Annotated in this window: 24 protein-coding genes and 1 tRNA gene; 8 read left to right on the plus strand and 17 right to left on the minus strand. The window is 64.2% G+C overall.

Annotated features, from left to right (window positions below):
- Positions 1-2: 2 nt before the first annotated feature.
- The 8 genes from KTQ37_RS14160 to cysQ form a co-directional block, all read right to left on the minus strand.
- Entirely contained in the window at positions 3-1,703 is a 1,701-nt protein-coding gene (locus KTQ37_RS14160; RefSeq protein WP_218631173.1) for a beta-1,6-N-acetylglucosaminyltransferase, read from the minus strand.
- A gap of 9 nt (positions 1,704-1,712) precedes the next feature.
- Positions 1,713-2,723, minus strand: a complete 1,011-nt coding sequence (locus KTQ37_RS14165) for a glycosyltransferase family 2 protein (RefSeq protein WP_218631174.1) — start codon at positions 2,721-2,723, stop codon at positions 1,713-1,715.
- A 42-nt stretch (positions 2,724-2,765) separates the two neighbouring features.
- Positions 2,766-4,001 carry a glycosyltransferase family 4 protein gene (locus KTQ37_RS14170; protein ID WP_218631175.1) on the minus strand — a complete coding sequence of 412 codons (1,236 nt, stop codon included), beginning with the start codon at positions 3,999-4,001 and terminating at the stop codon, positions 2,766-2,768.
- A complete protein-coding gene (gene galE, locus KTQ37_RS14175) occupies positions 3,991-4,977 on the minus strand; it encodes a UDP-glucose 4-epimerase GalE (RefSeq protein WP_218631176.1) in 987 nt (328 codons plus the stop codon). Before galE ends, KTQ37_RS14170 begins: the two co-directional genes overlap by 11 nt.
- 3 nt (positions 4,978-4,980) lie before the next feature.
- Positions 4,981-5,874, minus strand: coding sequence for a UTP--glucose-1-phosphate uridylyltransferase GalU (gene galU / locus KTQ37_RS14180; protein ID WP_218631177.1), 894 nt, complete (start codon positions 5,872-5,874; stop codon positions 4,981-4,983).
- A 153-nt stretch (positions 5,875-6,027) separates the two neighbouring features.
- Positions 6,028-7,248, minus strand: coding sequence for a glycosyltransferase family 2 protein (locus KTQ37_RS14185; protein ID WP_218631178.1), 1,221 nt, complete (start codon positions 7,246-7,248; stop codon positions 6,028-6,030).
- Positions 7,245-8,045 (minus strand): 3-deoxy-manno-octulosonate cytidylyltransferase, encoded by an 801-nt coding sequence (locus KTQ37_RS14190; RefSeq protein ID WP_218631179.1) that lies wholly within the window; start codon positions 8,043-8,045, stop codon positions 7,245-7,247. Before KTQ37_RS14190 ends, KTQ37_RS14185 begins: the two co-directional genes overlap by 4 nt.
- Positions 8,045-8,842, minus strand: coding sequence for a 3'(2'),5'-bisphosphate nucleotidase CysQ (cysQ, locus tag KTQ37_RS14195; protein ID WP_218631180.1), 798 nt, complete (start codon positions 8,840-8,842; stop codon positions 8,045-8,047). Before cysQ ends, KTQ37_RS14190 begins: the two co-directional genes overlap by 1 nt.
- A 130-nt stretch (positions 8,843-8,972) precedes the next feature.
- Here cysQ and KTQ37_RS14200 point away from each other — a divergent pair, with 130 nt between their 5' ends.
- Positions 8,973-9,800, plus strand: coding sequence for an ABC transporter permease (locus KTQ37_RS14200; RefSeq protein WP_218631181.1), 828 nt, complete (start codon positions 8,973-8,975; stop codon positions 9,798-9,800).
- On the opposite strand, the gene KTQ37_RS14205 is transcribed toward KTQ37_RS14200, so the two are convergent.
- Complete coding sequence (locus KTQ37_RS14205; RefSeq protein ID WP_218631182.1) at positions 9,797-10,828, minus strand: LacI family DNA-binding transcriptional regulator; 1,032 nt, start codon at positions 10,826-10,828, stop codon at positions 9,797-9,799. The genes KTQ37_RS14200 and KTQ37_RS14205 overlap by 4 nt on opposite strands.
- Before the next feature lie 255 nt (positions 10,829-11,083).
- Between KTQ37_RS14205 and KTQ37_RS14210 the strand changes: the two genes are divergently transcribed.
- Together KTQ37_RS14210 and KTQ37_RS14215 are read left to right on the plus strand one after the other, a co-directional pair.
- Positions 11,084-11,160: transfer RNA gene (locus KTQ37_RS14210), tRNA-Arg, on the plus strand.
- A 60-nt stretch (positions 11,161-11,220) separates the two neighbouring features.
- On the plus strand, positions 11,221-11,664 hold the full coding sequence (locus KTQ37_RS14215) for a PaaI family thioesterase (RefSeq protein WP_236021235.1): 444 nt from the start codon (positions 11,221-11,223) through the stop codon (positions 11,662-11,664).
- Positions 11,665-11,727: 63 nt separating this feature from the next.
- On the opposite strand, the gene KTQ37_RS14220 is transcribed toward KTQ37_RS14215, so the two are convergent.
- From KTQ37_RS14220 to KTQ37_RS14235, 4 genes are all read right to left on the minus strand, one after another.
- Positions 11,728-12,975 carry a saccharopine dehydrogenase family protein gene (locus KTQ37_RS14220; RefSeq protein WP_218631183.1) on the minus strand — a complete coding sequence of 416 codons (1,248 nt, stop codon included), beginning with the start codon at positions 12,973-12,975 and terminating at the stop codon, positions 11,728-11,730.
- A 71-nt stretch (positions 12,976-13,046) separates the two neighbouring features.
- Positions 13,047-14,147, minus strand: a complete 1,101-nt coding sequence (gene nspC, locus KTQ37_RS14225) for a carboxynorspermidine decarboxylase (protein WP_218631184.1) — start codon at positions 14,145-14,147, stop codon at positions 13,047-13,049.
- A 78-nt stretch (positions 14,148-14,225) separates the two neighbouring features.
- Positions 14,226-14,930, minus strand: coding sequence for a winged helix-turn-helix domain-containing protein (locus KTQ37_RS14230; RefSeq protein ID WP_218631185.1), 705 nt, complete (start codon positions 14,928-14,930; stop codon positions 14,226-14,228).
- Complete coding sequence (locus KTQ37_RS14235; protein ID WP_218631198.1) at positions 14,902-15,183, minus strand: hypothetical protein; 282 nt, start codon at positions 15,181-15,183, stop codon at positions 14,902-14,904. Before KTQ37_RS14235 ends, KTQ37_RS14230 begins: the two co-directional genes overlap by 29 nt.
- Before the next feature lie 163 nt (positions 15,184-15,346).
- Between KTQ37_RS14235 and KTQ37_RS14240 the strand changes: the two genes are divergently transcribed.
- From KTQ37_RS14240 to KTQ37_RS14250, 3 genes are all read left to right on the plus strand, one after another.
- Positions 15,347-15,856 carry a hypothetical protein gene (locus tag KTQ37_RS14240; protein ID WP_218631186.1) on the plus strand — a complete coding sequence of 170 codons (510 nt, stop codon included), beginning with the start codon at positions 15,347-15,349 and terminating at the stop codon, positions 15,854-15,856.
- A gap of 89 nt (positions 15,857-15,945) precedes the next feature.
- Complete coding sequence (locus tag KTQ37_RS14245; protein WP_218631187.1) at positions 15,946-16,581, plus strand: ribonuclease HII; 636 nt, start codon at positions 15,946-15,948, stop codon at positions 16,579-16,581.
- 99 nt (positions 16,582-16,680) lie between these two features.
- On the plus strand, positions 16,681-17,796 hold the full coding sequence (locus KTQ37_RS14250; RefSeq protein ID WP_218631188.1) for a site-specific DNA-methyltransferase: 1,116 nt from the start codon (positions 16,681-16,683) through the stop codon (positions 17,794-17,796).
- Between the two features lie 107 nt (positions 17,797-17,903).
- On the opposite strand, the gene KTQ37_RS14255 is transcribed toward KTQ37_RS14250, so the two are convergent.
- From KTQ37_RS14255 to KTQ37_RS14270, 4 genes are read right to left on the minus strand one after another with little or no spacing between them, the layout of a single operon-like run.
- Positions 17,904-18,347, minus strand: coding sequence for a MarR family winged helix-turn-helix transcriptional regulator (locus KTQ37_RS14255; protein WP_218631189.1), 444 nt, complete (start codon positions 18,345-18,347; stop codon positions 17,904-17,906).
- Positions 18,344-19,174, minus strand: coding sequence for a carbon-nitrogen hydrolase family protein (locus KTQ37_RS14260; RefSeq protein ID WP_218631190.1), 831 nt, complete (start codon positions 19,172-19,174; stop codon positions 18,344-18,346). Before KTQ37_RS14260 ends, KTQ37_RS14255 begins: the two co-directional genes overlap by 4 nt.
- Positions 19,174-19,431, minus strand: coding sequence for a glutaredoxin 3 (gene grxC / locus KTQ37_RS14265; protein ID WP_218631191.1), 258 nt, complete (start codon positions 19,429-19,431; stop codon positions 19,174-19,176). The genes KTQ37_RS14260 and grxC overlap by 1 nt, the downstream gene beginning before the upstream one ends.
- A 36-nt stretch (positions 19,432-19,467) precedes the next feature.
- Positions 19,468-20,169 carry a ComF family protein gene (locus KTQ37_RS14270; protein WP_218631199.1) on the minus strand — a complete coding sequence of 234 codons (702 nt, stop codon included), beginning with the start codon at positions 20,167-20,169 and terminating at the stop codon, positions 19,468-19,470.
- A gap of 70 nt (positions 20,170-20,239) precedes the next feature.
- On the opposite strand from KTQ37_RS14270, the gene KTQ37_RS14275 reads away from it, so the two are divergent.
- Positions 20,240-21,076 (plus strand): methyltransferase domain-containing protein, encoded by an 837-nt coding sequence (locus KTQ37_RS14275; protein WP_218631192.1) that lies wholly within the window; start codon positions 20,240-20,242, stop codon positions 21,074-21,076.
- 129 nt (positions 21,077-21,205) lie between these two features.
- On the plus strand, positions 21,206-22,255 hold the full coding sequence (gene hemH / locus KTQ37_RS14280; RefSeq protein WP_218631193.1) for a ferrochelatase: 1,050 nt from the start codon (positions 21,206-21,208) through the stop codon (positions 22,253-22,255).
- Positions 22,256-22,368 lie beyond the last annotated feature (113 nt).

The following is a 22,368-nucleotide window of genomic DNA, read 5'->3' on the forward strand; positions in this document are numbered from 1 at the left end:
GGTTACTTCACCACGACATAGGGCCGTGGCCGCGCGGGCGCGTTGGGGCGCTGATCGGCTTCGGTCGGGAAATGGCCGGCCAGCCGCAACTGCATCCCCTGGTTCTTCAGCGCCTGAAGAAAGCCGCCAAAACCGGTCAGATCGACGATATGCGGCGCCTCGGATAGGCGCCGGGCGTTGCGCGGGGCGATCTCATCGACGATGGCCTGCAGGTTCTCCATCGGGTGTTCGAGGAATTCCGACATGCTCCAGACCCGGATACGGGCCTTGGCAAGCACGGACTTCAGGATCTCGACCTGATCGAATTCGATCTGTTGCAGGCGCGCGGCCTCGTTCCGGATCTCGGCGAAGGTCAGGTTTGAGCGGAACAGCGGCACCGCCCAGGCCCCCGTCACGACCGAGATCTGCGCGTTGGGGTCGGCGGCGGTGAAGGCGTTCAGGCTTTGCGTGTCGCGCGGGCCAAACATGAAACATTGCCGCTCGCCGCGCGAGTTCCAGATCAGGCTGGCGAGGAAGGACTGGGGGTCATAGTCGCGCAGGGTCGCGGAATCGGACAGGCAGCCGTTGAAAACCGTCTCTGACCCGGCGAATTCGGCCCGTTCGGGTCCGAACAGATGGCCATGCACCCGCGCGCCAACCTGCCGCGCCAGCCAGTCGTCGAAATCCTCGAACAGTTCGGTGAAGCCCTGAAAGATCGAGTAGGGCGCCGATGTCTTTCCATTCTCGCGGCCGCGCAGCGGATAGCGTGACTGCATGTAGAGCCCCGCACGCCCCTTGGTGCGCCGTTCCACCGCCTGCGCAAAGAGGCGATCGACCTTCGAGGGGTTCGGCTCGGCCTGGCTCGCGGCCATGCGGTTGGGGGCGAGGAAGGTCGTATAGAGCTGGTCGGCCTTGGGCCAGACCTTGCGCGCCACGAAGCAATCCGAGCGGCGCAGCAGCTCAAGGTGGTCATCGTAGAAGATATGCGGCTTGCCCTGAAAATCGAACTTCGACAGCGTCAGCGAGCGGCTTTCGAGCGCGCCCGAGTAGCGCCGCACGAGCGTCTGGAAATAGGCCTCGTCCGGGATCCAGACCTTCTTGAAATAACGCTCGTAGAGCTTGCGTTTGGGGTCTTGCAGGATCGCGCTCAGCGTGCGGCGGGTCAGGCACCACCACTGGCTGCCCAGATGCGGGTCCAGCCCCTCGGGGATGGTGCGCTTGAAGCCGAGGCGGCGTTGCAGCGCGACGTAGCGGTCAAAGGCCTTGCGCTGCGATTTCCACGAGAAGGGGAAGCGCAGGGTGAATCGCTCCATATCCACGCCGCCCATAGTCCAGCCGACATCGGTGGTGGTCACGCTTTCGATGAAGTCGGTGTTGGGCCGCGCGTCGAGATAGTCGATCAACTCCTGCACGGGGCGCAGCGGCAGGCAGGCGCCTGAGGCCAGATAGACATGCCGCACCTCGGGGTGTCGGGCCAGCATCTGCTCGGCCCCGGCCTGCGAGGCGGCCACCAGCGACCAGGTGCCCCAGTCGCACTTGAACCGCTTGCAGAACGAGACAGTATCGAGATCGGCGACGGCGGCTGTCAGTTTCCCGTAATCGGCATCGCTGACCCGGTGATCGACATGGATCACCACCGGCGTGCCATGCTCGGCCCAGTGCCGCGCGATCTGCGCGGTCCGGTGAAGCGCCGTATGGCACAGAATGATGAAGCCGACGGTCATGCCCATGTCCTAAGCCCAGTTCCCCTTCGACATCAGGCCAAGGATCTCAAGCTGTCGCCAGTTGATATATTTCTCGGACCATTTGCACCAGAGGTCCGGTTCTTTCGCCAGCGTTTCGGAATAGGCGCGATATTCGCGTGAGCCGCCGAAATGCTCGCCCCGCTCCATCTCCTCGGTGATCTTCTCGCTCAGCGGCGAGATGAACTTGGCATGCAGCAAGCAGCCCGAGACCTTCTCGCCGCCCCATTCGTCATAGACGGCGTTTAGCCCGCGCGGCAGCATCATGTGGGTCGAGGAGATGAAGGCAAAGCCGCGCTGCCAGCGCACCAGCGGCACCTTGTTGAGCGAGGGCGCCTCGGTCGGGCGGTCGGCAAAGAACATCCGTGCGCGCGGCCCGCCCTGGATCCAGAGGTTGTGATACTCGGGGTTCTTCGAGATCGTGTAATTGCCGCCGTCGAACCAGCAGGCCGTCTCGAACGGGTTATCGCCCGCGCGGTAGGGCACGGCGTCGATCGGGCCCTTGGGATACATGTCCAGCATCATCGCCGGGAAGGCGCGGATGTCATAGGTATCGAGCCAGTCGGTCAGCGCGTCGATGGGCCGCGTATCGCAGAAGGGATAGACGAAGAACTCGTCAGGATCGACCGTCAGCGTCCAGTGCCCCGTGCCGTATCTGCGCAAGAGCCAGTTGATCCAGTCGATCCCGTAGCGCGAGCTTTTGTAGCTGGCCTCGGTGCGCCAGAGCGACACATCGGGCTGGGCCAGCAGATACTCGGTCGAGCCATCGTCCGAGCCGTTATCCACCATCAGGAAATGCCGCACGCCGAGTTCGCGATAGTAGCGCAGGAAATAGGGCAGGCGGATCTTCTCGTTGCGCAGCGTGGTGAAGACCAGAACATCCGAGCTCACGATCGCGCCGGTCCGGTCGGCAAGGCAGTTCAGTTCATGGCGCTTGCGGAAGGCCCGGAACAGCAGACGCTTGCGTTTGTAACGCAGGCGCAGGGTCTCCCGTATGCTCATTCCGCCGCTCCGTCCACTTCAGGCGCTGTTCAGCGAAGCCTTTCACACCGCGCTTAACACGAGGTTGAAATGCGCCTCCCAGCTTGGCAGGGCCGGATGATCCTTGTCCGAGGATTCCGCCCGTTCCTGTCCGCGCCCGCCGCCTGTCAGTTCCAGTATCGTGTTAACCCAGTCATAGCTGTCGGTCGGGTCTGCGTAAATGACACTGTTGCCCAGGAATTCCCCGTAAACCGGCAAAGGTGCCGCGATCACACGAGTGCCAAGCGCCATCGCCTCAAGCGGAGGCAGGCCGAACCCTTCCGCGAAAGAGGGCATGAGCAGCGCATGCGCCCCTGCCAGCAATGCGGATACCGCCGCATCGTTCAGGTCGGACAGCTCATGCACAACCTTTCCCATATAGGGCGCGCTGTCGAGACGGTGGAAAACTGCCTCATTCTTCCAGCCGCGGTGGCCGATGATCAACAGGCGCGGGGCCGCCTCGGGGCCCATGCGGGCGATGATTTCTTCCCAGGCGTCAAGCAGCAAGGCGTGGTTCTTGCGCGGCTCGATCGTTCCGAGGGTCACGAAATAGTCCGGCATCAGATCCAGATCGGGCGGGATCGCATGTGCATCGGGGCGCGGCAGATCGACACCTAGGTGGGCAACGAGGCAGGGCGGGTGCTGCGCTCCGGCGTGGCGCCGGATGTCGGCCATGGTCGCGGCCGAGTTGCACAGGATCAGATCGGCATTGCGCAGGACCGCGTCGAAGGCGGCGCGGAACCGCTCGGGCTCGCCGATCCCCGCATAGTCGGGAAGATCGAGCGGGATCGTGTCATGCAGCATGACCGTGATCCGTAGCCCCGGCACCCGGCGCAGCCGCTGCAGGTTCTTTTGCTTGAGCGAGCTTTGCCCGACATTGATATAGCTGATCGGGCGCGGCAGGCGGCGTGAAAGCATCCAGGCCAGCCCGCCACCCGGCACCCGCGCCAGCGCGCGTGCCCGCAACCCGGCCTCAAGCCGCAGGCGCGGGCTGGTGCGGCCGCGCAGCCGGTTGATCAGGCCGGGTGAGGGCAGTGTCTCGGGCGCGCCCAGTGCGGCGAAAACATACTCGGCCTCCGAGCCGCGCAGCAGCAAGAACCCGTAGGCGGTGCGGCAAAGCAGGAAGAGCGGCACATCCTCATGCCGCAGCCGGTCGAGATAGGCAGCCTCAACCCGGTCGATCCCGGTCATCGGGCCACGCCCCACCCGCGACACGAGCCGCGTAATATCCAGAAGTCGGCAGGCGGGCCTATCGCTCATAGTGGCCGCTTTGATGCCAGCGCCAGGCATCGGCGATCATGGTGGACAGATCGGCGCGCCTTGGCGTCCAGCCCAGCTCGCGCATCGCCTTGGTCGAACCCGAGACCAGCACCGCCGCATCGCCGGGCCGCCGGTCGCCCTCGATGATCGGCACCTCGCGGTTCGTGACGGCGCGGGACTGCGCGATCACCTCGCGCACCGAAAAGCCCTGACCGGTGCCCAGACAGAACACTTCCGAGCCCTTCCCGGCCTCAAGCCATTGCAGCCCCAGCACATGCGCATCCACCAGATCGCAGACATGGACATAATCGCGGATGCAGGTGCCGTCGGGCGTGGGGTAATCCGAGCCGAAGACCGTCAGCGCCGGGCGCTTGCCGTCGATGGCGTCAAGCATCAGCGGGATCAGATGCGTCTCGGGCCGGTGGAACTCGCCCACCTCGCCCTCGGGGTCCGAACCCGCGACGTTGAAATAGCGGAAGATGACCGCGCGCAACCCGTGGCTTAGCCCGAAATCGCGCAGAATGTCCTCGATGGCGCGTTTTGAGCCGCCATAGGCGTTGATCGGGCGTTGCGGCGTGGTCTCGTCCAGCACGACACCGTCCTGATCGCCATAGGTCGCGCAGGTCGAGGAAAAGACGAAATCGAGGCAACCCGCCGCGCAGGCCGCCTCGATCAGATTGAGCGACGAAAGCACATTGGCGCGCCAGTATTTGCCGGGGTCCTGCATCGACTCGCCGACAAGGCTGAGGGCGGCGAAATGCATCACCGCCACCGGCCGCCATTTCGCGAAAACCGCATCAAGGCGCGCCCGGTCGGCCAGATCACCCTCTTCGAGCGGACCGAACTTCACCGCGTCGCGCCATCCGGTGACAAAGCTGTCGTAGGTGACGGGCACATAGCCTGCGGCCCGCAGGGCCTTGCAGGCGTGGGAGCCGATATAACCGCCCCCACCCGTCACCAGAACATGCTTGGCCATGGGTTACTCGGCGGCCGAACGCATCGCGATGAGGTCGGTCAGGTAGTCCGAGAATTCATCGCGCAGGTCCTCACGCGCGAGGCCGAAGGCCACCGTCGCCTGCAAGAAGCCCGCCTTCGAGCCGCAGTCGTAACGCTGGCCGCGGAAGCGGTAGCCATAGACCGGGTTGCCCTTGCTGATTTCCTCGGCAATGGCGTCGGTCAGCTGGATCTCGCCACCGGCGCCCTGCTTCTTGGCGTTGAGGTTGTTCATGATCTCGGGCGTCAGGATGTAGCGACCGATCACGGCGAGGTTCGAGGGCGCCACTTCCGGCTTGGGCTTTTCGACCATGCCCTTGGCCTTCACTACCGCGCCGTTCTCCTCGGCGATGTCGAGAACGCCGTAGGACGAGGTGCGCTCATGCGGGACCTCCATCGCGGCGACGATATTGCCGCCGGTTTCCTCATAGGCTTCCATCATCTGCTGCAGACAGGGCTTGTCGGCGGCAATGACGTCGTCGGTCAGGATCACCGCGAAAGGCTCGTCGCCAACGAGGCGGCGCGCGCACCACACGGCATGGCCCAGACCAAGCGCGCGGTTCTGGCGCACATAGGCGATGGCGCCCGAATCCATGTTGGTCGATTCAAGAATATCCAGCAGCTGTGTCTTGCCCGACTTGCGCAGCTGGTTTTCCAGCTCGGGCGCGTCGTCGAAGTAATCCTCAAGCGCCGACTTGCCACGCGAGGTGACGAAGATGAATTCGGTGATGCCAGCCGCGCGCGCTTCGTCGATGGCATACTGGATCAGCGGGCGATCGACGAGCGTCAGGATCTCTTTCGGGATCGACTTGGTGGCGGGAAGAAAGCGCGTTCCGAGACCTGCTACCGGAAAAATCGCTTTGGTAACCTTACGTTTCATTACTCACCCGATATTTGCAGGCGGCGCCATGCCGCCCTTGCGGTTGGCGCGATATTAGGCGTTTTCAGGTGCAGAAAACAAGAAGTGCCCCCTGCGGCCGAAACATGCCTCGCGGAAACTTGCTTGGAGTGAAAGATTTGCGCGAGCGGGGTGCTAGAGGCCCCGAAACGGGGCGATCTGCGCGATCTCGTGGCGCAGCCGCGCGGCGAAGCGCCACGGGGCGAAGGCGGGCTGGTCCCGATCCGATTTCCCCCACAGCCCGCCGCTTTGCTCCCAGTAGCCCTCGGGATGAAACCGGACCCTGTGGCGGCGGATCGACGGGGCGAAGAGAAAGAGCGAAACCACCGCGCCTTGGGCGACCGCACGCGCGGCCTCTGCGCGTTTGGCGCGGGCCTGCCAGATGCGGCCCGCGATGATGCGGCGGGGGCGCGGCCCTGCGGGAAACGGCAGGAAGGCGTCGGAGGCCGGGCCGATCCCGGGCAGCGGGTTGATCGGGCGGGCCTCGCCTGCGTCCAGCCCCTCGGTCAGGCTGAGGATCAGCGGCCCGAGAGCAGCGCGCGGCAGGCGCCCGTCAGCGACATAGTTCTCAAGCCGCATGCGTTGGGCCTCCAACAGGGCCTCGCGTGCTTTGCGGATTGCATCCGCCGGGGCGTGCTTGCGCCAGAAGACTGCCGAGGAGGCGCCAATTTCATGCAGGTCGGTCGGCGTCCGATCCGCCCTGCGCCGGGCCGAGGCAGCGAAACCGTGATGCACCTGCGCGCCCGGCACGATGGCGGTCAGCCCGCCACTCGTGGTCAAGCGCAGGTTCAGGTCGGTCTCATCAAGATAGAAGCGGAACGCCGGATCAAAGCCGCCAAGCGCGGCCACCGCATCACGGCGAAAGGCGCAATTGGTGCCCTCGGTGCGGATCGCGCCCTCGGGCGGGGGCGGCAGGAGCGTCGCTTGCCCCTCGGCCACGCTCAGCCCACGGCTGACGCCAAGCTGGTCGGTCTGCGAGGCTTTCCACTGATAGGAGATCCCGTTACGCCCGCGCACGAACCCGCCTGCGGCCACCACACGCGGATCTGCGAAAGGCGTGGTCAGACGGCAGAGCCAGGTCGGCTCGGGCACGGCGTCGTCGTCGATAAACGCAATCACAGGCGCCGCAGCCACGACGATCCCGGCATTGCGGGCGGCCGAGATATTGGCCTCGTCAAAGAGGATGCTCTTGACGGGTAGCGCCTCGGTTACGGCCAACCCTTCGGGGTCGGCAACCACGATCACTTCGAAATCCGGGTGGTCGAGTTGTGCAAGGCCGCGAAGGCACAGCGACAGATGTTCGGGCCGGTGGCGCGAGACGACGATAACGCTCGTGCGCACCGGCGCCGGGCTCATTCGAGGCCCATGCCCGCCATCATCGCCTCGATCCGGGCGACGTCAGAGGGGTTGTTCAATTCCCAGAACTCGCGTCCGCGGGCCTCGACCTCGGTGCATAGCACCGCGCGGCCGTTTTCGAGGAAACGCAACTGCTCCAGCCCTTCGAGCGTTTCCAGCGGGCCGATGGGCCAGTCGGGGTAGGCGAGCAGCGTCTCGGGGCGGTAAGCATAGACGCCGACATGGTGGAAAACCGGCGTCGGCGCGTCCGGGGCATAGCTTTCCGAGGTGTAGGGGATGACCTCTTTCGAGAAGTAGATCCCGCGATTGCCCGCGCCGAAGACGGCGGTGGTGCCGCCGACTCGGCCGTGATGGCGGTCTTCGCGCAGGCTGGCCAGCATCGCGCCCTCGCACCGCAGCACGGGGGTGGCCAGTTCGGCCCAGGGGTTCGCCTCAAGGCCCGCGATCAGATCTTCGATGAACCAGGCGGGCGTCAGCGGCGCATCGCCTTGCAGGTTCACCACGATGTCATAGCCGCCACCCAGGTTGCTGTACGCCTCCGCGCAGCGCTCGGTCCCGTTGCGGCACTCGGTCGAGGTCATCACGACCTCGGCGCCGTGGCGCTCGGCCTCGGCCTTGATGCGCTCGTCATCAGTGGCGACGACGACGCGATCGACGCCCTTCACGGCCATCGCGGCCTCCCAGCTGCGCTGGATCAGGGTCTTGGACACGCCGCTTGCCCCGGTCAGCGCCACAAGGGGCTTGGCCGGATAGCGGGTCGAGGCATAGCGGGCGGGGATGACGATCAGAACGGACATTATTTCACCAGAAGCACGCCCGGGGCATAGGCGATGAAGAAGGGGTTCTCGAAACCGGGCTTGCCATAGGTAAAGGGCGTGTGGTCGTCAAATCGCACCATCTCGCCGCCCGCGCCGCGCAGAACTGCATCGCCCGCCGCCGTGTCCCATTCCATCGTGCGGCCAAGGCGCGGGTAAAGATCTGCCTCACCCGTAGCCACCAGACAGAATTTCAGCGACGATCCTGCCGAGGTCATGTCTTTCACGCCATATTGCGCAATGTAATCGTCAGTCGCCTGATCGCGGTGCGATTTTGATGCGACCACCATCAACCCGCGATTGTCGGGCATCGAGACGGTGATCGGCGTCTGCGCTCCGGGGGTTTCCTTGTCGAACTCGGGCCCGACCTCTTCGACCGAGCGCCCGTCGGCCAGCGTGTAAAACAGCCGCCCCTTGGCGGGCGCATAGACCACGCCGCGCACCGGCACGCCTTCGAGCACATAGGCGATGTTGACGGTGAAATCGCCGCGGCGCTGGACGAATTCCTTGGTGCCGTCGAGCGGATCGACGATCAGGAAGGTGCTGACCTGCTGGCCGTGGCTTGCGGCCTGTTCCTCGGTCACTTGCGCCACCTGCGGGAAAGCCTCGGCCAGACCCTCCGAGATCAGCGCATCGGCGGCCTCGTCGGCCTCGGTCACGGGCGAGGCGTCGGACTTCGACTTCACCTCGAACTCGGGCGAGTTGTAGATTTCCATGATCTTGTCGCCGGCTTCCAACGCCAGGCGGCGCATCACGCTGACGAGTCGTTCATAATCCATCTTGCACTCCATTCCAGATCGCCCGAGGCCCGATTGCTACAGGGCGACACCCACCTTATGATGCGCCATCAACGGAACGGCAAGTTTTCCCGGCCATGATCGGGGCACGGCAAGGCCAGGATCGCAGGGAATGTTCACGGCAAAGCGCAGCAATTCAACGCTCGGCTCGACCTTCAGCCTGCTGGAGCTGGTGTTTCACCTGACCGCGCGACGCATTCGCGGATCGAGCGGGAATGCCATCGTCGGGCTTCTGTCGAACATGGTTCAGGCCGTGGTGATGCTCGCGGTCATGTATGTCTTCATGAACATCGTTGGCCTGCGACGAACTGTCGTGCGCGGCGACTACGTTCTTTATCTCTACAGCGGCATCTTCCTGTTCATGACCTATAACAAGACGATGGCGGCGGTTTCGGGCTCTGGCGGGCCGACATCCTCGATGATGAAACACGCCCCGATGACCACCGCAGCGGCCATCCTGTCTTCCGCACTTGCGGTTCTCTACAATCAGGTGCTGACGCTGGTGGTGGTGCTCTACCTCTACCACGCCATCGTCACTCCGATCGAGATCGACAATTGGCAGGGTGCCTTCGGGATGCTGTTGCTGGCGTGGTTTGTGGGGATGACGGTCGGGCTTGTTTTCCTGGCGGTTACACCTTGGGCGCCGGGTCTGATCGGAATCGTGCGCCTTGTGTATATGCGGGCGAACTTCATCGCCTCGGGCAAGATGTTTCTGGCCAACTCCCTGCCCCCGAAGATGCTGGCCCTGTTCAGCTGGAACCCGCTGTTCCACCTAATCGACCAGTCCCGCGGCTTCACCTTCATCAACTACAACCCGCATTTCACCGACTGGCACTATGCGCTCTACGTCGGGCTGGCGCTGTTGATGCTGGGCCTGCTGGGCGAGTTCTACACCCGCCAGCATGCCTCGGTCAGTTGGGGTAAGGGCGGCGTTCTTTAAGCGCGGCGGATCGTGTCGCCATATTGGATGACCGGCTCCAGCTCGACCACCTCGCCGCCGATCAGCCCTTGATGCGGACGCCCGGCGATGATCTGCGCGGCGGTGCGGCCGATCTCGCGACGGCAGGCGTCCATCGTGGCCAGACGCACCGGAAGACCGTCGAGCAGATCGACCCCATTGAAGCCCGCCAGCCCCAGTTTGCCCGGCACGTCATAGCCGTTCTCAAGGCACCACAGCAGGCCGCCCGCGCCGATCATGTCGTTCGAGTAATAGAGGAAGTCGATGTCCGGGGTGCGCTTCAGCATCGCCTCGGTCATCTCGCGACCTTTCAGCAGCGCCGACCCGCCCGAATAGAACTCGGTATCGGCGAGCGTGACACCCGCCTTCGCCAGCCCCTCCTCGAAACCTTCAAGGCGTTTACGCGCACGGTGGTCCTCGGGCATCTTGGTGCCAAGGAAACCGATGCGCCGGTAACCTGCCGCCAGGATCGCCTCGGCCATGTGCAGGCCCGCGCGGCGATGCGAGATACCGACGACCGAATCGACGCCGCGCCCGTCCACATCCATGATCTCGACAACCGGCGCGCCGGCGTTCTCAAGCATGGCCCGTGCGGCGGGGGTATGTTCGATCCCCGCGATGATCAGCCCGGAAGGCCGCCACGAGAGCATCTCGTAAAGCACGCTCTCTTCTTTCTCGGGGGAGTAGTTCGTGACGCCGAAGACCGGTTGCAGCCCGGTATCCTCCAGCTCCTGGGAAATGCCTGAAAGCACCTCGGGGAACACCAGATTCGAGAGCGAAGGCACGATCACCCCCACAAGATTGACCCGCTGCGAGGCCAGCGCCCCGGCGATCTTGTTGGGCACATAGCCAAGCTCCTTGGCGGCCTCGAGCACCTTCTCGCGCGTCGAGTCGGACACATCTCCTCGGTTTCGCAGAACCCTGCTCACCGTCATTTCCGAGACGCCGGAAGCCTCAGAGACATCGCGCAGAGTCAGCGGGCGGCGGGGTTCGACAGGAGGTCTGGACACGCAATTGGCCTTTCGTTGGGGATGTACCTTGTTAGCGCCAAATATTTCTCTTGCGCAAGCGTCTCGCGCTGGATATGTTAGCGATAACGGCAGAGGGCTAGAATCCGAACAATCCGAAGCCGGCTATACCAGCAAGCGTGTAGACTCCGATCGCTGAGCTGGGTTGAAAAGGGGGAGCGGTGGGCCAATACGCTCCCCCTTTTTGCATCTTCGCTCCCTTGCACGAGAACCGATTGCCCGCGATAAGGGGGCGATGGCCCCGTGGCTCAACTGGATAGAGCAGCCCCCTCCTAAGGGGCAGGTTACAGGTTCAAATCCTGTCGGGGTCACCATCTTTTCCTCCCTCCGCCGCGATGATTGACAGCGCGGGGCAGCCGCCCTTAGCGTTCGGCATGACCGATCGCCTCGATCCCCAGATCATGGACGCCGTCCGCGCAAGCTTCGCGCGTCAGAACGCCATGGGCTTGATCCGCGCCGAGCTGCTGGTGATCGCGCCGGGGCGCACCGAGATCCACTTGCCGCATTGGCAAGGGGTCGAACAGCAGCATGGCTTCGTGCATGGTGGTGTCGTTGGCATGATCGCCGATTCGGCGGCGGGCTATGCCGCGATGACAACCGTGCCGCAGGGGGCTTCGGTCCTGACGGTGGAATACAAGATCAACCTTGTGGCGCCGGCGGTCGGATCGAAGCTGATTGCGCGCGGCACCGTGCTGCGGCCCGGCCGCACGCTGATCCTGACCAAGGCCGAGGTCTTCGGCATCGACGAGGGGCGCGAAAAACTTTGCGCCGTGATGCAGCAGACCATAATGGTCATGTACGGCAAAGACGAAAAGTAGATCCCGGCCCCGGCAAATCAAAAGGCCCGCCGAAGCGGGCCTTTGGTCTGTGTCGGCGCAGGATCAGGCGTTCCAGGCCTTGTCCTTGCCGCCAAGGCCGCCTTCCAGAACGCGGGTCGGCAGGCCGATGCGGTCGAGGATGGTGAAGAAGGGCTTGGGGTCCAGCTCTTCGACGTTCTTCATGGTCTTGGCGTCCCACTCGCCGGTTGCAACCAGCATCGCGGCGGCCACCGGGGGCACGCCCGCAGTGTAGGAAATCCCCTGCGAGCCGACCTCGAGATAGGCTTCCTTGTGATCGGCGACGTTATAGACGAAGACCTCGACGTCCTTGCCGTCCTTGGTGCCTTTCACCAGATCGCCGATGCAGGTCTTGCCGGTGTAATCGGGCGCGAGGCTTGCCGGGTCGGGCAGCACGGCCTTGACCACCTTGAGCGGCACGACCTCCTGGCCCTCGGCGGTCTTGACGGGCTGCTCGGACAGCAGGCCGAGGTTCTTCAGCACGGTGAAGACGTTGATGTAATGCTCGCCAAAGCCCATCCAGAAGCGCACATCGGCGTTGGGGTAGTTGGCAGCCAGCGAATGCACCTCATCGTGGCCCGACTGATAGGCGCGGCAGGTGCCCACGACCGGCAGATCCCAGTCACGGCCCGATGCGAACATCGAGGTTTCCTTCCACTGCTGGTCTTCCCAGTAATAGACCGTGCCGGTGAACTCGCGGAAGTTGATCTCGGGGTCGAAGTTGGTGGCGAAATACTTGCCGTGCGAACCCGCGTTGATGTCGACGATGTCGATGGACTTCACCTCGTCCATGTATTCGTCGATGGCAAAGCGCGCGAAGGCGTTCACGACGCCCGGGTCAAAGCCCGCGCCGAGGATGGCGGTCACGCCCTTTTGGGCGCAGAGGTCGCGCTTTTTCCATTCGTAATTGCCATACCACGGCGGGGCCTCGCAGATCTTGGCGGGGTCTTCGTGGATGGCGGTGTCGATATAGGCCGCGCCCGTCTCGATGCAGGCGTCAAGCACGGTCATGTTCACGAAGGCCGAGCCCACGTTTATCACGATTTCCGCGCCGGTCTTGCGGATCAGTGCGGCCACGGCGGCCGTGTCCATCGCGTCAACCGCATGTGCCTCGAACGTGCCCGGCACTTTCATCGCGTTCTTCGCATGAACGCTTGCGATGACCGCATCGCATTTCGCCTTCGTGCGCGAGGCGATGTGCAGGGCGCCCAGAACGTCATTGTTCTGCGCGCATTTATGGGCGACGACTTGCGCCACGCCACCGGCACCGATGATGAGCACGTTACGTTTCACTTCGGCTGTCTCCTTAAGTCTGACAGGACAGGGGAAGGGGGCTTTTCAGGCCCGTGAATGAGGCCGGGGCCTCAGGACAATGAGGAAGCGTAATCCTCGTAGGTGAATTCGCGGATCAACTCGACGGTGCCGTTGCCATCCGCGCGGCGGATCGCAATCGCGGGCATGTTGACGCCGTTGAACCAGTTCTTCTTGACCATGGTATAGCCGGCCGCGTCCTGAACCGAAATCCGGTCGCCGACCTGCAAGGGCGCGGCAAAGCGCGCCTCGCCGAAGATATCGCCCGCAAGGCAGGTCTTGCCCGCCACCTGATAGGGGTAGTCGCCCTCTTGCGGCAGCTTCGCGGTTTCGCGGTAGATCAGCAGATCAAGCATATGCGCCTCGATCGAGCTATCGACGATGGCCACCTTCTTACCGTTGTCGACGATGTCGAGAACGCTGACCTCAAGCGTGGTCGATTGCGTGATCGAGGCCTCGCCGGGCTCCAGATAAACCTGCACGCCGAGCCGCTCCGAGAACGCACGCAGCCGCGCGGCGAGTTTCTCCAGCGGGTAGCCCTCGCCGGTGAAATGGATGCCGCCACCCAGGCTGACCCATTTCAGCTTCTTCAGGAAATCGCCGAACTCGGACTCAATCCGGGTCAGCTGCTGGTCGAACAGGTCGAAATCGCGGTTCTCGCAGTTGTAATGGATCATCACGCCCGAGATGCGCGGCAGCGCGGCCTCAAGGCGCGCGATGTCCCATTCGCCAAGCCGCGAGAAGGGGCGTGCCGGGTCGGCAAGATCGAAGCCCGAGGTCGAGAAGCGCGGATTGAGGCGCAGGCCGATCTCGATATGGCTGGCCTTGTCGGCGAAACGATCCAGCTGCGAGAGCGAGTTGAAGATGATCTTGTCGGCGTAGGAAATCGCCTCGTCGATTTCGGCATCGGACCAGGCGACGGAATAGGCATGGGTCTCGCCGCCGAACTTCTCGCGCCCCAGACGCAGCTCGAACAGCGAGGACGAGGTCGTGCCGTCCATATGCGGCTTCATCGCCTCAAACGCGCCCCAGGTCGCGAAGCATTTCAGTGCCAGAAGCGCCTTGGCGCCCGACAGCTCGCGCAGCCGCGCGATCTTGTGCATGTTTTCGAGAAGGCGGGCTTCGTCGATCAGGTAGTAGGGCGTCGGAATCATGAACTCCCCCCGGGGCGGCAAAGTGAAGCCGCGATATAGGGCCCCGGCCCCCCCTCTGCAAGGAAAATAGGGGGCGCGTCAGTCCACGCGGATTGCCTCTTTGGCTACGGTGAGAGTGTAACCCTTGCGTGAAATGTTGCGCACCAGAAGCTCGGCCACGAGCTGATTTCCAAGCGCATCGCGCAGCCGCTTGATGCGGGTGGCACCGGCGGCCTCGTCGCAATCGGCCTCGGGGCGGCCCGAGATTACAGCCTCGATCTGCGCGCCGGTCAGGATGTCGTCATCCATCCGCGCCTCTGCCAGAACGGCCAGCGTCTCGATCGCGGCGGGCGTGAGGGTAAAGGCCATGTCGTTGAGCATCACCGCATTCTCGCCGCGCAGGATGCGCAGGCGCTGCACCTCGATCCCGGCGCGCTGGATCTCGGACATGCGGCGATTGAGGCTGACGAAAATGACCAGCAGAACCAGTGCGGCAATCATCAGCGCGGTCGCGAAGACCAGCAGAATGAAGATGATCACGCGGTAGGACGAGAGCACCTCGGCGAAGGCGGTGCCCGACTGGGCCAGAACCTCAAGCAGCTTGATCTCGCCAGGCGAGGTCAGCGCGTCGTTCTCGACAAAGATCCGCTCGACCCGTGTGTTGAAGGCATTGGCATCGGGCAGCGACAGGAACAAAAGCGCCGCCGCGACCGCCAGAATCATGGCGATCGCCGCGATCCCCCAGATCACCGCGCGGTTGCCTGTGCGCAGGCCCTCAGTAACGGAGGAAATATTGTCCGGCACTGGCCTTCCTCTGCTCCAACCCCTCCGGGCCGAAAATGGAGAGAATGTTCAGCAGCGTCCATCCCCCACGTTCGAGGCGTTTGGACAATGCGCGCGCTGCCGCCTGCTTCGAGCAGGCATTGTCGGGCAGTTCCGCGACGCCGTAATGCAGCCGCAAGGGATTGTCCTGCTTGGCCTTGTAATCGGCATAGCAGGCGGCCTGCGCGGGGGCGGCAGCGACCAACAGGGCAAGGGCAAGAAGGGTGTGTTTCATCATGCGCTCAGGCTGCGATGGGCGGCGGCGCTATGCAATAGCCAAGCGGGTTATTGCCGGTGTTATCGGATAGCAGGGGGCTGTTATTGCGTGTCGAACGGCGCTGGCGCAATGGTCGGCCATCCCTAATCGCGGGGCAACCCGCCTAGACGAGGACCTGACCATGATCCGCTTCTCCTTCAAGGCCATCACCGCCGCCACCGCCGCTGCTGCCTTTGCGCTGACCGCCGTTGCCCCCACGCCCGCCGCCGCCCTTGACGACAAGGAGGCGCTTGGCCTGATCCTTGGTCTCGGTGCCGCAGCCATCATCATGGACAACATGAAAGACAACGCGCGCCCTTCGACCAAGAGCAACACCCAGAACTGGTATCCCTATGCCGAGCGCGTGGATGACCCCTGGGATGCGCGCCGCGGCTACGACTACCGTTATCAGGATCGCAACCGTCAGCGCGTGCGCCTTGATGTGCCCTCGCGCTGCATGATCACCGTCGAGCGTCGCGGCCAGCGTAGCCAGATGGTCGAGGGACGCTGCCTCGAAAAGATCGCGCGGAAAGAGCATGTCCGCCTGCCGAAATCCTGTGCCTTCGACATTCGTGGCGATCGCGGTTTCCGCGAAGAGGTCTATGGCACGAACTGCCTTGAGGATCGCGGCTTCCGCATCAGCCGCCGCTAACCGCGACATGAGGCACGAGCAGGACGCGGGGGCCACTGGCCCTCGCGTTTTTCGTTGCGCGGGGCCGGCGGAGCGGGCAGGACTCACGCATGGCACAGGCACCCGATTACAGTTTCGAGTTGGCCGCGCAGGCGCGCGGTCTGATCCGCATCGCCGGCGTCGATGAGGTAGGGCGGGGCCCGCTTTGCGGCCCGGTCACGGCGGCGGCAGTGGTGCTGGATCCGGCGCGCATCCCGCAGGGTCTGAACGATTCCAAGAAGCTCAGCGCCCGGCGCCGCGCCGAACTGGTGGCCGAGATCACCGCCAGCGCCGACTGGTGCGTGGCCCATGCGAGCGTTGAGGAGATCGACAGCCTCAACATCCTGCAAGCCTCGCATCTGGCGATGTGCCGCGCCATCGCCGGGCTGCAAGGCGCGCCCGACCATGTGCTTGTCGATGGCAACCGCATCCCGCGCGATCTGTCGCTATCGGCCGAGGCGCTGGTGAAAGGTGACGCAAGGTCAGTCTCGATTGCGGCGGCGTCGATCCTGGCGAAAGAGGCGCGCGACGCGCTGATGGTGGATTTGGCGCAACAATACCCCGGCTACGGCTGGGAGAAGAACGCAGGCTACCCCACCAAGGACCATCTGCAGGCCCTTCTAGATCTTGGGGTTACCCCCGTTCATAGACGTTCGTTCAAACCCGTCCACAACATCTTGTGCCAAGCAAAATCTGTAAGTGCTTGATTCAAAAAAGAATTTGACGCTGATTCGTCTTTGAATCATCTTTGGAGCCACAGATCGACACAAGTCGACACCCCGAGCAGTACGGGAAATGAGGCACAGATGACGAAAACGAAAGCTCCTGTGGAGGCCGCGCGGCTTCCGCTTAACCAGATCATTGCGGGCGACTGCATCGAGGTCATGAACAGCTTGCCCGAGGCAAGCGTCGATCTGATCTTTGCCGATCCGCCCTATAATCTACAGCTGCGCGGCGATCTGCACCGGCCCGACAATTCCAAGGTCGATGCGGTCGATGACCACTGGGATCAGTTCTCCTCCTTCGCCAGCTACGACCGTTTTACCCGCGACTGGCTGGCCGCGGCGCGGCGCATCCTCAAGCCCAATGGCGCGATCTGGGTGATCGGCTCCTATCACAACGTCTTCCGCCTCGGCGCCGAGTTGCAAAACCAGGGCTACTGGATCCTCAATGATGTCGTGTGGCGCAAGTCGAACCCGATGCCGAATTTCCGCGGCAAGCGCCTGACCAACGCGCATGAGACGCTGATCTGGGCCTCGAAATCGGAAGCGGCGAAATACACCTTCAATTACGAGGCGCTGAAGGCGCTTAACGAAGGCGTGCAGATGCGCTCGGACTGGGTGCTGCCGATCTGCACTGGCAACGAGCGTCTGAAAGACGACCAGGGCGACAAGGCGCATCCGACGCAAAAGCCCGAAAGCCTGCTGCATCGCGTGATCCTGGGCACCACGAACCCGGGCGACGTGATCCTTGACCCGTTCTTCGGCACCGGCACGACCGGCGCCGTTGCCAAGATGCTCGGCCGCGAATTCATCGGCATTGAGCGCGAGGCTTCCTACCGTGCGGTGGCGCAGAAGCGCATCGACCGCGTGCGGAAATTCGACAAGGAAGCCCTCGAAATCACCGGCTCGAAGCGCGCAGAACCGCGCGTTCCCTTCGGCCAGCTCGTGGAGCGCGGCATGCTGCGCCCGGGCGAAGAGCTTTTCTCCATCGGCAATCGCTACAAGGCGAAGGTTCGCGCCGATGGCACGCTCGTCGGAAATGACGTGAAGGGCTCTATCCACCAGGTCGGCGCGCATCTCGAAGGTGCGCCGTCGTGCAACGGCTGGACCTACTGGCACTTCAAGCGCGATGGCAAGATGGTGCCCATCGACCTGCTGCGCCAGCAGATCCGTGCGGAAATGGACGGCCGCCCGAACTGATCGGGCGCCCGCTTTCCCCTGACATTTTAGGTTACCGCCAGTGCCCGTGGTCCGCCCGCGGTCACAGCCTTGCCCCGCCGTTCGCTCGGCGGGGCCTTTTCATGGGCTTAGGGATCCAGTTCCAGCTGCTTGCGCAATTCGCGCAGCACCGGCAGGGCGGCGCGCACCCGCTCGGTTCCGATCGAGCGCACGACATCCGCGATCACCGGCATGAAGGCCGCCAGCGCCGCATCGCGCGCCTGCCGCCCGGCGGGCGAGATCGAGACGAACTTGCGCCGCGCATCGTCCCAATCGGGGCGGATATGGATGTGGCCGGCCCATTCGAGCTTGGAAAGCGTGTTGGTCATCGCCCCGCGCGTGACATGGAACGTCGCCGCCAGTTGGGCGGGGGTGCGCTCTTCGCCGATATGGGCAAGATGGTTCAGCACCGAGAAATGCGAGATCTCCATCCCCTTGGGCAGCGCACGGCTGACCACGTTGCGGGCCAGCTGGTCCACGGTGAAGACCTCTGCGAAGAGGGTTGCGGCGAGGGGATCGGTTGTATCGTTCATGGTCCCTCGAAGTCCCGGTCATGCGCTAACGAGGGCACCCTTACCCTTGCTTGCGCAACGCGCGCAAGGTCGATCTCGACCAGGGTGACGCCGGGTTCTGTGCCGCCATCGGCCAGAACCTCACCCCAAGGCGCAACGGCAAGGCTGTGGCCCCAGGTCCGGCGCGGGCGACCGCCATGGGCCGCGTGGGTGCCGCATTGCGCGGGTGCGAGCATGAAACAGGTATTCTCGATCGCGCGCGCGCGGATCAGGCTTTCCCAATGCGCAGCGCCCGTTGTGTCGTTGAAAGCCGCGGGCAGCGTCAGGATCTGCGCGCCGCCCTGCGCCAGCTTGCGGAACAGATGCGGGAAACGCAGATCGTAGCAGATCGCCATGCCAAGGGGTGTTCCGGCAACCTCGGTCAGCACGGCGCGGGTTCCGGGGCGGTAGGCCTCGGATTCGCGATACCGCTCGGTTTCCGAGACATCCACGTCGAACATGTGGATCTTGTCGTAGCGCGCGACGATCTGGCCCTGCGGCCCGATCAGGAGGGAGCGGTTGGCAAACCGCCCGTCGGCGTCATGGGTCTTGAGCCCGAGCGAGCCGATCAAGAGCCAGATGCCTAGCGCCTCGGCCTCGGCCCGCAGGGCGGCAAGCGTCAGGTCGTCCTCTTCAAGGCGCAGCACGGCGTTTTGATGGGCGCGGTTCGACGACAGCAGGTTGGTGCACTCCGGCGTCAGAACGAAATCTGCGCCCGCGCCCGCCGCCTCGCGGATGAAGCCGAGGGTGACCGGCAGGTTCGCTGCCGGATCGTCGGTCACCGAGAGTTGGACGAGCGCCGCTTTCATCAGGCCGCCAGCATCGGGTCAAGCTTGCCCGCCGCATCGAGCGCATGGAGATCGTCGCAGCCGCCGACGTGTTGGCCGCCGATGAAGATCTGCGGAACCGAGCGGCGACCGTTCGCGCGTTCGGTCATCGCGATGCGCAGTGCCGGGTCGGTGCCGACGTCGGTTTCCTCGAAGGGGATACCCTTGCGGGTCAGCAGCGCCTTGGCGGCGATGCAATAGGGGCAGGTGCGGGTGGTGTAAATCTCAACGCGTTTCATGGGTTCCCTCGGATCTGGGGCGAAGACTATAGGGATTTAGGGATGCTTCGCAACGCGCGCCAGTGCCGCAACACACACCTTATGTGCGCCTGCGGCATAGGCCGCCTCGGTCGCGGCGCTCAGCGTGGCGCCCGACGTCATCACATCATCCACGATCAGTAGCGCCTTGCCGTGCAATGCCTGCCTGTGTCGCGGGCGGATGGCGATGGCGCCCGAGAGGTTCTCGAACCGCTCCTCGCGGCTGCGACCCTCCTGGCTGGGGGTGGCGCGGCTGCGCAGGAAAAGATCGGGCAGGCAGGTCAGCCCCGTGCGCCGCGCCAGCGCCTGCGCAAGCAGGGCGGACTGGTTGAAACGGCGTTTTATCAAGCGTTTGCGGTGCAGCGGGATGGGCGCGATCAGCATTCCGTCTTCGATGACGTCTTGGCAGGCGCGCGCCAGCCAGACCGCCATCGGCCGCACCAGATCCTGCCGGTCGCCATGTTTGAGGCCCAGCACCATGCGCCGCGCCGCGCCGGAATAGAGCATCGCCGAGCGCCCCTGTTGCCATGGCCGCGGGTGGCGCAGGCAGTAATCGCACAGGACCGCTGCCGGGTCGTCGCCCGGAAGCGGCGCGCCGCAGTGATCGCAACACAATCCGGTGATGAAGGGCGTCTCGGCCCAGCAGGCGCCGCACAGGCCGAAGTCGCTGGCCACCGCCTCGCCGCAGGCGATGCAGCGCGGGGGAAAGACCGTGTGCATCAGGCCGCGCCCCAAGCTGCCGATCCCGGCTAGAATCCCGTCACGAAGCGCACTAATCTCTCGCCCCATCATGAGCACCCCGCCCAAACTCACCGACCGAGCCGCGCTGTTGCGCAACCGTGACCGCGCCAAGCGGCAGGGACCCGAGCTGTTCCTGCACGAAGATGCCGCGATCGAGCTTGAGGAGAGGCTCAACGAGGTTAACAGAACCTTTACGCAGCCCGCCATCGTGACGAATTTTCCCGATCCGTGGCTTGCCGTCCTGCCCGGCGCCAAGGTCGTGGCCGATGACGAGATGCTGGATCTGGAGCCGGGCGGTCATGATCTGGTGGTGCATGCGATGTGCCTGCATTGGGCCAACGACCCGGTCGGGCAGATCGTGCAGGCGGCGCGCGCGCTGCGCCCCGACGGGCTCTTCATCGCCGTGGCGTTCGGCGGCCAAACCCTGCACGAGCTGCGCGCCGTGCTGGCGGAGGCCGAGGCGTCGGTCAGCGGTGGCCTCAGCCCGCGCGTACTGCCAATGGGCGAGATCCGCGATCTGGGCGCCTTGCTGCAACGCTCGGGTCTGGCCCTGCCGGTGGCCGACAGCGTGCAGCGCAAGGTTAGCTACGCCGACCCGCTGCGGCTGCTGCATGATCTGCGCGCCATGGGCGAGGGCAATGCGCTTGACGCCCGGCTGCGCCGCTTCACCCCGCGCGGTGTAATCGTCGAGGCGCTGCGCCGCTATGCCGAGAGTTTTACCGAGCCCGAGGGTCGGGTGCATGCCACCTTCGACATGGTCTGGCTGACCGGCTGGAAGCCGCATGAAAGCCAGCAAAAGCCGCTGCGCCCCGGTTCGGCCATTCAGCGGTTGGCCGATGCGCTGAACACCCGCGAGCTGCCAGCCGGCGAGAAACCCCCGAAATAGACCCTGTTCCGGCGCAAAAGGCCCGCTCAGGTTGTTCGCGCTGAGTGCTTCGTGAAAGGTCGCATTGACCCGCGCTCAAAAGGCTTTAAGTCGGGAGAGGTTCCGAGAAGAGAGAGACAGGACAGGAAGATGAGCACCAATCCGCGCCTTGCCCATGCCCCCGCCGACCACCCGCCGGTGCCCGATGCGAAGATCGGTCTGCTGGTGGCCAACCTCGGCACGCCGGATGCAACGGACTACTGGTCGATGCGGCGCTATCTGAACGAGTTCCTCTCGGACAAGCGGGTCATCGACTATCCGGCGTGGAAGTGGCAACCGCTGTTGCAGCTGATCATCCTGTCGAAGCGGCCTTTTACCTCGGGCGCGAATTACAAGCTGATCTGGAATAAAGAGGCCGACGAAAGCCCTCTGATGACAATCACCAAGCAGCAGGTGGCCAAGCTGCGCGAGGCTGTCGCCGTGCGCTATGGCGCCGAGGTGGTGGTGGATTACTGCATGCGCTACGGCAACCCCTCGACCCACGACGTTGTGGATCGGATGGTGAAGCAGGGCTGCGAGAAGATCCTGTTCCTACCGCTTTACCCGCAATATGCGGGCGCGACCTCGGCCACGGCGAACGATCAGTTCTTCCGCGCGCTGATGACGCAAAAGCGCCAGCCCGCGGCCCGCGTCGCGCCCGAGTATTTCGACCGCCCGAGCTATATCGAGGCGCTGGCGGCTTCGGTCGAGCGGGTCTATACGACGTTGCCCGCCCGCCCCGATGTGCTTGTGGCCTCGTATCACGGGATGCCCAAGCGTTACCTGATGGAAGGCGACCCCTACCATTGCCAGTGCCAGAAGACCTCGCGCCTGTTGATGGAACGGCTCGGCTGGCAGAAGGGCGATATCGACACGACCTTCCAGTCGGTCTTCGGCTCCGAGGAATGGCTCAAGCCTTACACAGTCGAGCATGTGGCGGAACTCGCCAAGGCTGGCAAAAAGAATATCGCGGTGATCTCGCCCGCATTCAGTGCCGATTGCATCGAGACGCTCGAGGAGATCAACGGCGAGATCCGCGAGGCCTTCGAGCACGCGGGTGGCGAGACCTTTACCTATATCCCCTGTCTTAACGACGACGATCTGCACATCACGGCGCTGATGGAAGTGGTTGAGGAGAACCTGGCGGGGTGGATTGCCTGAGGGGTTTGCGGGGGGGGGGGGGGCCCCCCCCCCCCCGCCGCACCATCCCACCGAAGGTGACGATTTCGCATTGCGCCCCGTCGCACATGGGCTTTGCCCCGCGCTCGCTTCGG

Source organism: Sedimentimonas flavescens (assembly GCF_019264375.1).
In the GTDB taxonomy this organism is placed as follows: Bacteria; Pseudomonadota; Alphaproteobacteria; order Rhodobacterales; family Rhodobacteraceae; genus Rhodobacter; species Rhodobacter flavescens.